This window comes from Gemmobacter sp. (genome assembly GCF_016792925.1).
GTDB lineage: Bacteria > Pseudomonadota > Alphaproteobacteria > Rhodobacterales > Rhodobacteraceae > Gemmobacter.
In genome coordinates this window covers 1-8,171 of sequence record NZ_JAEULU010000113.1, presented here as the reverse complement: position 1 = coordinate 8,171, position 8,171 = coordinate 1, and the positions used below count along the sequence as shown (strand labels likewise).

Genomic DNA, 8,171 nt, shown 5'->3' with positions numbered 1-8,171 from the left:
GCCGCCGGCTATACCATGGTCAAGAAAAACTGGTTCAACGGCGTCAAGATGCCGTCGATCGTGGTGCGGGAACTGGATGGCTCGCTGAGCCTGAAACGCGAATTCGGCTATGCCGACTATGCCTCCAGCCTCGGGTGATCCGGGGCTGAGTGAGGTGCTTCTCTCTGTCCTTGAAGGAGACGGTTCGAAGTGAAACGGAACGTATTGATCATCGGTGCGGGTGGCGTGGCTCAGGTCGTGGCGCATAAATGTGCGCAATATAACGACCGGCTGGGCGACCTGCATATCGCCAGCCGCACGAAGGCCAAATGTCAGGCCATCATCGCCAGCGTCCACGAGAAAAACGCGATGAAAGTGCCCGGCGTCTTTGCGGCCCATGCCGTGAATGCGATGGATACGGCCGAGGTGGCGGCGCTGATCCGGGAAACCGGCTGTCAGATCGTCATCAATGTGGGCTCGTCTTTCGTGAATATGACGGTGCTGGAGGCCTGCATCGAGACCGGCGCGGCCTATATGGACACCGCGATCCACGAAGACCCCAAGAAAATCTGCGAAACCCCGCCCTGGTATGGCAATTACGAATGGCAACGCCGCGACCGCTGCAAGGCGGCGGGTGTCACCGCCATTCTGGGCATCGGCTTTGACCCCGGCGTGGTGAATGCCTGGGCGCGGGTGGCCGAGGGGATGCTGGACAAGATCACCTCGATCGACATCGTGGACATCAACGCCGGCAGCCATGGCAAATGGTTCGCCACCAATTTCGACCCGGAAATCAACTTCCGCGAATTCACCGGCACGGTCTATTCCTGGCAGCAGGGCGCCTGGCAAGAGAATAGCATGTTCGAGGTGGGTCAGGTCTGGAACCTGCCGGTGGTGGGCGATCAGAAGGCCTATCTGACCGGGCATGACGAGGTGCATAGCCTGTCCAACCGCTACAAGGATGCCGATGTGCGGTTCTGGATGGGCTTTGGCGACCACTATATCAACGTGTTTACCGTGTTGAAAAACCTTGGTCTTTTGTCGGAAAAGCCGGTGAAGACGGCAGAGGGTCTGGAGGTCGTGCCGCTGAAGGTGGTGAAGGCCGTGCTGCCCGATCCGGCCAGCCTTGCGCCGAATTACACCGGCAAGACCTGCATCGGCGATGTGGTGCGCGGGCTGAAGGATGGCAAGGAAACCGAAATCCTCATCTACAACGTGGCCGATCACAAAGAGGCCTATGAGGAAGTCGGGTCGCAGGGCATCAGCTATACGGCGGGTGTGCCGCCCGTCACCGCCGCAATCCTGATTGCGGAAGGCGTCTGGGATGTGGGCACCATGGCCAATGTCGAGGAGATGGACCCCAAGCCGTTCATCAACCTGCTGAACGAGATGGGCCTGCCCTCGCGCATCAAGGATGCGGATGGCGACCGGCTGCTGAGCTTCTGATCACTCCTTGCGGCCCGCCCCCCGGCGGGCCGTTTGCTTTTGCCCATCCTGTGCCGCGTCATGCTCCGGGTCTGCCCCCGGCACCGGGTCATAGCCCTGCCCGCCCCAAGGGTGGCAGCGGCAAACGCGATGGACCATCAGATACCCGCCCTTGAGGCCGCCATGGCGCTGCAAGGCCTCCAGCCCATAGGCCGAGCAGGTCGGCTGAAAGCGGCAGCCATGCCCAACCCAAGGGCTGAGAACCAGCCGGTAAGCCCGCACCGGCAGGGCCAGAAGGGCGGCCAGCGGTGTCACTTGGCGGCCTCGGGCGCGGCGACGGGCTGGCGGCCGACCAACCGGCCCGAGGGCAGCGCGATGCGCAGCGCCTCCAGCCCCTTCTCGGTCTCGATCATCACCAGCGCGCCATCATCGGCGATGAAATCGGCCAGCACGAGCCGCTTGATCCCCTCGGCCAGCAGCACCGGGTTTTGCAGATCGGCATTGGTCAGCAGCAGGTGCTGGGCGTCATCGGGCGTCAACTGCCCGTCGCCATCGCTGTCTTTCGCCGCCACCGCCAGCACCCGCGCCAGCAGCGCCTGATCCTTCGGACGGCGCAGGCCCTGTTCGCTGACCACCAATTGCCGGTTGCCCGCAAAGAACCAGCGCTGCGGGCCTTGCACCGGCACGAAGCTGTAATTCACCACCGAGACCTCACCATATTTGCTGGAATAGCTGTCGCGGCTGTCATGGCCTTGCTGCACCGGCAGGATGATCAGCCCCCCGGCGCCCAGCTCGGGCGCTCCATAGGCCAGCTGCGGCGGCGCGTCGGGCGCGGGCTCCACCTCCACCGCCTCCGGCGGCGCGTCGCGGAACATCGGGCGCATCACCTCGCCCCCCAGCAGCAGCAGCGCCGCCGCCGCGCAGAGCGCGATCACCACGGCGTTGAACCGCCAGACCCATTTGAAAACGCCGGTATCCTGCATCCTGCACCCCTTAAACTTGCGCGCGCCATGATCGGGGATCGGGGCGGCAAGGTCCAGTGGGCCTTTCGCGCGCCCCCCTTTCACAGTCGGGCCATTTGCCCTAAAACCCCCGCAATCTCAGGAGAGCGCCATGAGCTTCAACACCTTCGGCCATCTGTTCCGCGTCACCACCTGGGGCGAAAGCCACGGGCCGGCGCTTGGCGCCACGGTGGATGGCTGCCCGCCGGGGGTAGAGATCGAGGCAGGCGCCTTGCAGCACTGGCTGGACAAGCGCAAGCCGGGCCAGAACAAGTTCACCACCCAGCGGCAGGAACCGGATGCGGTGCGCATCCTGTCGGGCACCTTTGACGGCAAATCGACCGGCACGCCGATCCAGCTGATGATCGAGAATACCGACCAGCGGTCGAAGGATTATGGCGAGATCGCCAAATCCTTCCGCCCCGGCCATGCCGATCTGACCTATCACCAGAAATATGGCTTGCGCGATTATCGCGGCGGCGGGCGGTCTTCGGCGCGCGAAACCGCGGCGCGGGTGGCCGCCGGTGGCGTGGCGCGGGCAGTGCTGGCGCAATTGGTGCCGGGGCTGAAGATCACCGGCTATATGGTGCAGGTCGGCCCGCATCAGATTGACCGCGCGCGCTTTGACGCGACCCAGATCGAGCAGAACCCGTTCTGGTGCCCCGATGCCACCGCCGCCGCCGATTGGGCCGTGTATCTGGATGACCTGCGCAAGAACCACAATTCCGTCGGCGCGGTGATCGAGGTGGTGGCCTCGGGCGTGCCTGCGGGCCTTGGTGCGCCGCTTTATGCGAAACTGGACAGCGATCTGGCCGCCGCGATGATGTCGATCAATGCGGTGAAGGCGGTGGAGATCGGCGAGGGCATGGCCGCCGCCGCGCTGACCGGGGTGGAAAACGCCGACGAGATCCGCATGGGCGCCAATGGGCCGGAGTTTCTGTCGAACCATGCGGGCGGCATTCTCGGCGGCATCTCCACCGGGCAGGATGTGGTGGTGCGCTTTGCGGTGAAGCCGACCTCCTCGATCCTCACCCCGCGCCGCACCATCACCACGGGCGGCGACGAGGTGGAGCTGATCACCAAGGGCCGCCACGATCCTTGCGTGGGCATCCGCGCCGTGCCGGTGGGCGAGGCGATGATGGCCTGCGTGATCCTGGATCACCTGCTGATGGATCGCGGGCAAACCGGCGGCGTGCGGGGCGAGATCGGCTAAAGCCGCCGCACCGCCTCGGCCACCGCCGCGCCAAGCGCCAGATGGGCGGCGGCATCGAAATGCACGCCATCGACCGGGCTGACGGCAATCACCTGGCCCGCATCCAGAAACCCCACCCCGCGCGAGGCGGCAAGGGCTGCGTAAAGTGGCGGCAGGGCTTGCGATTTCGCCGCCGCGCCCCAGAAATCCGCCGCCAGCACGCCGACCTCCACCACCGGCGGAGGGCAGATCAGCAGCACCCGAAAGCCGCCCTGACGGTCCTGCATCTCGGCGCTGGTCGCGAGGTCCAGCAGGCCCGCCATGCCCGCCATCACCTGCTCGGGCGTGGCGCCAAAGCGGGTTTTCACGTCATTGGTGCCCAGCATGATGGTCAGCACATCCAGCGGCCCATGGCTTTGCAGCGCCTGCCGCAGCGCCGGATGGCCGTTCATCAGCCCATCCATGCCGGGGTCGTCAAACTGGGCGGTGCGGCCCGGCAGACCTTCCTCCACCAGCTCCCAGTCCAGCGCCCGCGCCATGACCTGCGGCCAGCGGATGTCGCGGCCATGGCGGTGATGCAGCAACCGGTTGGTCATCGGCGGCGTGCCATGGGTGTTGCTGTCGCCAAAGGTGAGGATCGTGGGCATGCGGCGCTCCGGTTGTTTTGGCAAGGCTAACCCGGTGCCTTCGCCGCTGCAAACCCCCTTGGCCTTTCACGCGCCCCGCCCCATATAAGGGCAAACGCCTTTGCGCATGAGGACCCCGATGTTTGGCCAAACCGATCTTGCCACCCCGAAATCCGACCTGATCAAGGACAGCTCCGAAGCGACCTTCATGCAGGATGTGATCGAGGCGAGCCGCGAAGTGCCGGTGATCGTCGATTTCTGGGCCCCGTGGTGCGGGCCGTGCAAGACGCTTGGCCCGGCGCTGGAGGCGGCAGTGACCGCCGCCAAGGGCCGGGTGAAGATGGTCAAGATCGACGTGGACAAGAACCAGATGATCGCGGGCCAATTGCGCGTGCAATCCATCCCCACGGTCTATGCCTTCTGGCAGGGCCAGCCGGTCGATGGCTTTCAAGGCGCGTTGCCGGGGTCGGAGATCCAGAAGTTCATCGACCGCGTGGCGGCGATGGCGGGCGATGGCGGCCTGGGCGAGGCGCTGAGCATGGCCGAACAGGCCCTGACCGAAGACGACGCCGCCTCGGCCGCTGAAATCTTTGCCGCCATTCTGGGCGAGGAGCCGGAGAATGCAGCGGCCTTTGGCGGGCTGGTGCGGGCGCAACTGGCGATGGGCAACCTTGATCAGGCCGAGGCTTTTCTGGCCGGCGTGCCCGCCAGGATCGCCGGCGCCAAGGAGGTTGAGGCAGCGCGCGCCCAGATCGAGCTGACCAAACAAGCCGCCAATGCAGGCCCCGAGGCCGAGCTGCGCGCGGCGGTGGAGGCCGATGCGGGCAACCATCAGGCGCGCTTTGATCTGGCCGTGGCGCTGAATGCGGCGGGCAAGGTGGAAGAGGCGGTGGACGAGCTGCTGGAGCTGTTCCGCCGCGACCGCGAGTGGAACGAGAGCGCCGCCCGCACCCAGCTTTTCACCATCTTCGACGCGCTGAAGCCGCAAGACCCCATCGTGCTGAAGGGTCGCCGTCGGCTGTCGTCGATGATCTACGCCTGACGCAAGATGCCGCGCCCGCTTGATCTGCCCGAGGTGATCCCGGTCTTTCCGCTGCCCGGCGCGCTGGTCCTGCCGCGCGGGCGGCTGCCGCTGCATATCTTCGAGCCGCGCTATCTGGCGATGCTCAGCGATTGCCTGAAAACCGAACATCGGCTGATCGGCATGGTGCAGCCGCATGACACGCCGGGCGGCGGCACCGCGTTGCACAGCATTGGGTGCGCCGGGCGGCTGACCGCGTTTTCCGAAACGGAAGACGGGCGCTATATGATCACCCTGACCGGCATTTCGCGGTTTCGGCTGCGCGAGGAGGTGCAGGGCTTTCCGCCCTATCGCCGCTTCCATGCCGATTGGGCGCCCTTTGCCCGCGATCTGGCGGGGGCCGAGACCGATGCGGGCTTTGACCGCGCCGGGTTCCTCAAGCTGCTGGCGCGCTATTTCGACGCCGAGGGGCTTTCGACAGATTGGGACGGCCTCAAGGAGGCCGAACCCGAGCTGCTGATCACCACGCTGTCCATGCTGTGCCCGTTCAGCGCGGCGGACAAGCAGGCGCTGCTGGAGGCCCCCTCGCTGTCGACCCGGCGCGAGACGCTGGTGACGCTGATGGAAATCGCCCTGCGCGGCGGCACCGAAGGAGACCCCCTGCAATGACCGACCCGACCGACCGCCGCATGCTGGAATCGCTGGTTTGCCCGGTGACGCAGGCACAGCTGACTTGGGATGCCGAGCGTCAGGAACTGATCTCGCGCGCGGCGAGCCTGGCCTTCCCCGTGCGTGACGGCATCCCGATCATGCTGGTGGGTGAAGCCCGCAAGCTGGACTGACTGCCACCGGAGGGGGGGGGCCGGTAACCGTGGTCTCGGCCATCGCCGAGACCATGCGACGCCCTTTCAGCCCGGACGCCGGTGGCCCCAAAGGCCACCGGCCAGCGCCCGCCCCGCCCATGGCGGGCGCTTCGCCCCCGCCGGGGCTGGCGCTGGCCTCTGTCGGCTCTGGTGGCAATGGTCTTGCTTCAGGCGCTTCCACAGCGGGCGGGGAAAAGCGGTGCTTTTCCTGATCCGCCCAATTCAACGCCACCTCACAAATCAAAGCTCGCGAAAACCGGCACATGGTCCGAGGGTTGCTCCCATCCCCGCGCCGGGCGCAGGATGCGCGACCCATGGCCTGCATTGGAAATATCGGGCGTGGCCCAGATGTGATCCAGACGGCGGCCCTTGTCGGCCGCATCCCAATCGGCGGCACGATAGGACCACCAGCTATATAGCAAGCCCTGCGGAATATCCTGCCGGGTGACATCCACCCATTTGCCCGCATCCTGAGTGGCGCCCAGATGCTCCACCTCGATGGGGGTATGGCTGACGATCTTCAACAGCTGCTTGTGGCTCCACACGTCATCCTCGCGCGGGGCGATGTTCAGATCGCCGACCAGAATGGCGCGCTCTGGCCGGTCGGCATGGAAATGATCGCGCATCTCGGTCAAGAAATCGAGCTTCTGGCCGAATTTCACATTCTGCTCGCGGTCGGGAATGTCTCCGCCCGCAGGCACATAGAAATTATGGATCGTCACGCCATTTTCCAGCCGCGCCGCCACATGGCGGGCATGGCCGAGGCTGGCGAAATCGCGCTCGCCCGCATCTTCCAGCGGCAGTTTCGACAGGATGGCCACACCGTTATAGCCCTTCTGCCCGCGCGCGACGATATGGCGGTAGCCAAGCGCGTGAAACTGCTCCAGCGGAAACTTGTCGATCGGGGTCTTGATCTCTTGCAGGCACAGCACATCGGGCGCTTCTTCCTGCATCAGCTTGCAAACCAGCGCCTCGCGCAGGCGGACCGAGTTGATGTTCCAGGTGGCAAGGGTAAAGGTCATGGCGGCTCTCCTTTGGCCCACCTGTCTAGGCGGGCCAGAGGAACGCGGCAAGCTGTTTGCCTGATCGGGGCGCCTTACTGGATCGTGTAATCCGTCGTCTCGCAGATGTTCGAGGCGCCCTCCAGCACATCGCCATCGGCAAAGACCATCCGCAGGTCGTAATCGCAGCCCTGCGCGTCCTGAATGGTGACCTGCGCGGCACTGCCCGCGCCCAGCGAGGGCATGCCCAACAGGTTCTGCTCCCAGTTTTCATGGCCCACAGGGGTGGCGTAAAACTCGGTCAGGTCGGCCCCGGTCATGTTCGACAGCGAAAAGCTGACATCCTCGGCCAGAGCCGGGCTGGCGAGGCCCAAAATCATCGCCGCAGAGAGGATCATGCGCATGGTCACAGGGCCTCCACATCCGGCGCGGCATGCGCCGATGCCTTCAATTTAGGCGAGGCAGGCCAGGAATCAACGGGGATGCGCAGGGGGAAAATTCGGCATCTGGCAGCAGAAACCGGGGATGGCGCAACAGGCGCGCGGGGGGCAGAAAAGTGGCCGGGTGCGAGGATCACGCAACCCGGCCAGTCACCCTCAGGGAGGTGAGCGGCTGACTGCCGTTGGGCCACTCACCCAAGGGTTGTATCACGCTTTGCGGCATAAAAAAAGGCCGGGCTTGAAGCCCGGCCAGTCCAACAGGGAGGATGCCATATCATGACCCCGATATGGCGAGGGGAACCGAAGCGGGATGGGGCAAATACTGCCTTCATTCCGTGCAAAACCGATATAGTTGCGCCCTTTGACAACAATAAGACCCATAACCGTTAATTTCGGCTGAATCCCCGCGCGTTGCAGAAAGATCACACCACAAGCCGATAGCCACCGTTTTCGGTGACCAAAAGCCGCGCATTCGAGGGATCGGGCTCGATCTTCTGGCGCAACCGATAGATGTGGGTCTCCAGCGTATGCGTGGTCACCCCGGCATTGTAACCCCAGACCTCATGCAAAAGCACATCGCGGGCCACAACACTTTGCTGGGCGCGATACAGATACTTCAGGAT

11 protein-coding genes and 1 pseudogene are annotated in these 8,171 nt (G+C 64.8%); 6 read left to right on the top strand and 6 right to left on the bottom strand.

The window, feature by feature from the left end:
- Positions 1 to 138, top strand: a pseudogene (locus JNN06_RS05890) (carboxynorspermidine decarboxylase); the annotation flags it as partial.
- Positions 139 to 189: 51 nt separating this feature from the next.
- Complete coding sequence (locus JNN06_RS05885; RefSeq protein ID WP_291238666.1) at positions 190 to 1,425, top strand: saccharopine dehydrogenase family protein; 1,236 nt, start codon at positions 190 to 192, stop codon at positions 1,423 to 1,425.
- Here the strand turns inward: JNN06_RS05885 and yidD are convergent, their stop codons facing one another.
- Together yidD and JNN06_RS05875 are read right to left on the bottom strand one after the other, a co-directional pair.
- Positions 1,426 to 1,719 carry a membrane protein insertion efficiency factor YidD gene (gene yidD / locus JNN06_RS05880; RefSeq protein ID WP_291238665.1) on the bottom strand — a complete coding sequence of 98 codons (294 nt, stop codon included), beginning with the start codon at positions 1,717 to 1,719 and terminating at the stop codon, positions 1,426 to 1,428.
- Positions 1,716 to 2,387 (bottom strand): hypothetical protein, encoded by a 672-nt coding sequence (locus tag JNN06_RS05875; RefSeq protein ID WP_291238664.1) that lies wholly within the window; start codon positions 2,385 to 2,387, stop codon positions 1,716 to 1,718. The genes yidD and JNN06_RS05875 overlap by 4 nt, the downstream gene beginning before the upstream one ends.
- A gap of 130 nt (positions 2,388 to 2,517) precedes the next feature.
- Between JNN06_RS05875 and aroC the strand changes: the two genes are divergently transcribed.
- The gene (aroC, locus tag JNN06_RS05870) at positions 2,518 to 3,618 is read left to right on the top strand and encodes a chorismate synthase (protein ID WP_291238663.1); all 1,101 of its coding nucleotides are present in this window, start codon (positions 2,518 to 2,520) and stop codon (positions 3,616 to 3,618) included.
- Here the strand turns inward: aroC and JNN06_RS05865 are convergent.
- Complete coding sequence (locus JNN06_RS05865) at positions 3,615 to 4,244, bottom strand: SGNH/GDSL hydrolase family protein (RefSeq protein WP_291238662.1); 630 nt, start codon at positions 4,242 to 4,244, stop codon at positions 3,615 to 3,617. The two genes, aroC and JNN06_RS05865, sit on opposite strands and share 4 nt — an antisense overlap.
- A gap of 118 nt (positions 4,245 to 4,362) precedes the next feature.
- Between JNN06_RS05865 and JNN06_RS05860 the strand changes: the two genes are divergently transcribed.
- From JNN06_RS05860 to JNN06_RS05850, 3 genes are read left to right on the top strand one after another with little or no spacing between them, the layout of a single operon-like run.
- Positions 4,363 to 5,265: a co-chaperone YbbN gene (locus JNN06_RS05860; protein ID WP_291238661.1), complete on the top strand. Its 903-nt coding sequence runs from the start codon at positions 4,363 to 4,365 to the stop codon at positions 5,263 to 5,265.
- 6 nt (positions 5,266 to 5,271) lie between these two features.
- Positions 5,272 to 5,913 carry an LON peptidase substrate-binding domain-containing protein gene (locus JNN06_RS05855; protein WP_291238660.1) on the top strand — a complete coding sequence of 214 codons (642 nt, stop codon included), beginning with the start codon at positions 5,272 to 5,274 and terminating at the stop codon, positions 5,911 to 5,913.
- Entirely contained in the window at positions 5,910 to 6,086 is a 177-nt protein-coding gene (locus tag JNN06_RS05850; protein ID WP_291238659.1) for a Trm112 family protein, read from the top strand. Before JNN06_RS05855 ends, JNN06_RS05850 begins: the two co-directional genes overlap by 4 nt.
- A 254-nt stretch (positions 6,087 to 6,340) precedes the next feature.
- Here the strand turns inward: JNN06_RS05850 and JNN06_RS05845 are convergent, their stop codons facing one another.
- The 3 genes from JNN06_RS05845 to JNN06_RS05835 form a co-directional block, all read right to left on the bottom strand.
- Positions 6,341 to 7,129: an exodeoxyribonuclease III gene (locus JNN06_RS05845; RefSeq protein ID WP_291238658.1), complete on the bottom strand. Its 789-nt coding sequence runs from the start codon at positions 7,127 to 7,129 to the stop codon at positions 6,341 to 6,343.
- 74 nt (positions 7,130 to 7,203) lie between these two features.
- Positions 7,204 to 7,512: a hypothetical protein gene (locus JNN06_RS05840; RefSeq protein WP_291238667.1), complete on the bottom strand. Its 309-nt coding sequence runs from the start codon at positions 7,510 to 7,512 to the stop codon at positions 7,204 to 7,206.
- Positions 7,513 to 7,970: 458 nt separating this feature from the next.
- On the bottom strand, positions 7,971 to 8,171 hold a 201-nt coding region (locus JNN06_RS05835; protein WP_291238657.1), incomplete at its 5' end, for a helix-turn-helix domain-containing protein.

Coding starts and splice junctions, on each gene's coding strand:
- JNN06_RS05875 (WP_291238664.1), bottom strand. CDS start 2,387: ATGCAGGATACCGGCGTTTTCAAATGGGTCTGGCGGTTCAACGCCGTG.
- aroC (WP_291238663.1), top strand. CDS start 2,518: ATGAGCTTCAACACCTTCGGCCATCTGTTCCGCGTCACCACCTGGGGC.
- JNN06_RS05865 (WP_291238662.1), bottom strand. CDS start 4,244: ATGCCCACGATCCTCACCTTTGGCGACAGCAACACCCATGGCACGCCG.
- JNN06_RS05860 (WP_291238661.1), top strand. CDS start 4,363: ATGTTTGGCCAAACCGATCTTGCCACCCCGAAATCCGACCTGATCAAG.
- JNN06_RS05855 (WP_291238660.1), top strand. CDS start 5,272: ATGCCGCGCCCGCTTGATCTGCCCGAGGTGATCCCGGTCTTTCCGCTG.
- JNN06_RS05850 (WP_291238659.1), top strand. CDS start 5,910: ATGACCGACCCGACCGACCGCCGCATGCTGGAATCGCTGGTTTGCCCG.
- JNN06_RS05845 (WP_291238658.1), bottom strand. CDS start 7,129: ATGACCTTTACCCTTGCCACCTGGAACATCAACTCGGTCCGCCTGCGC.
- JNN06_RS05840 (WP_291238667.1), bottom strand. CDS start 7,512: ATGCGCATGATCCTCTCTGCGGCGATGATTTTGGGCCTCGCCAGCCCG.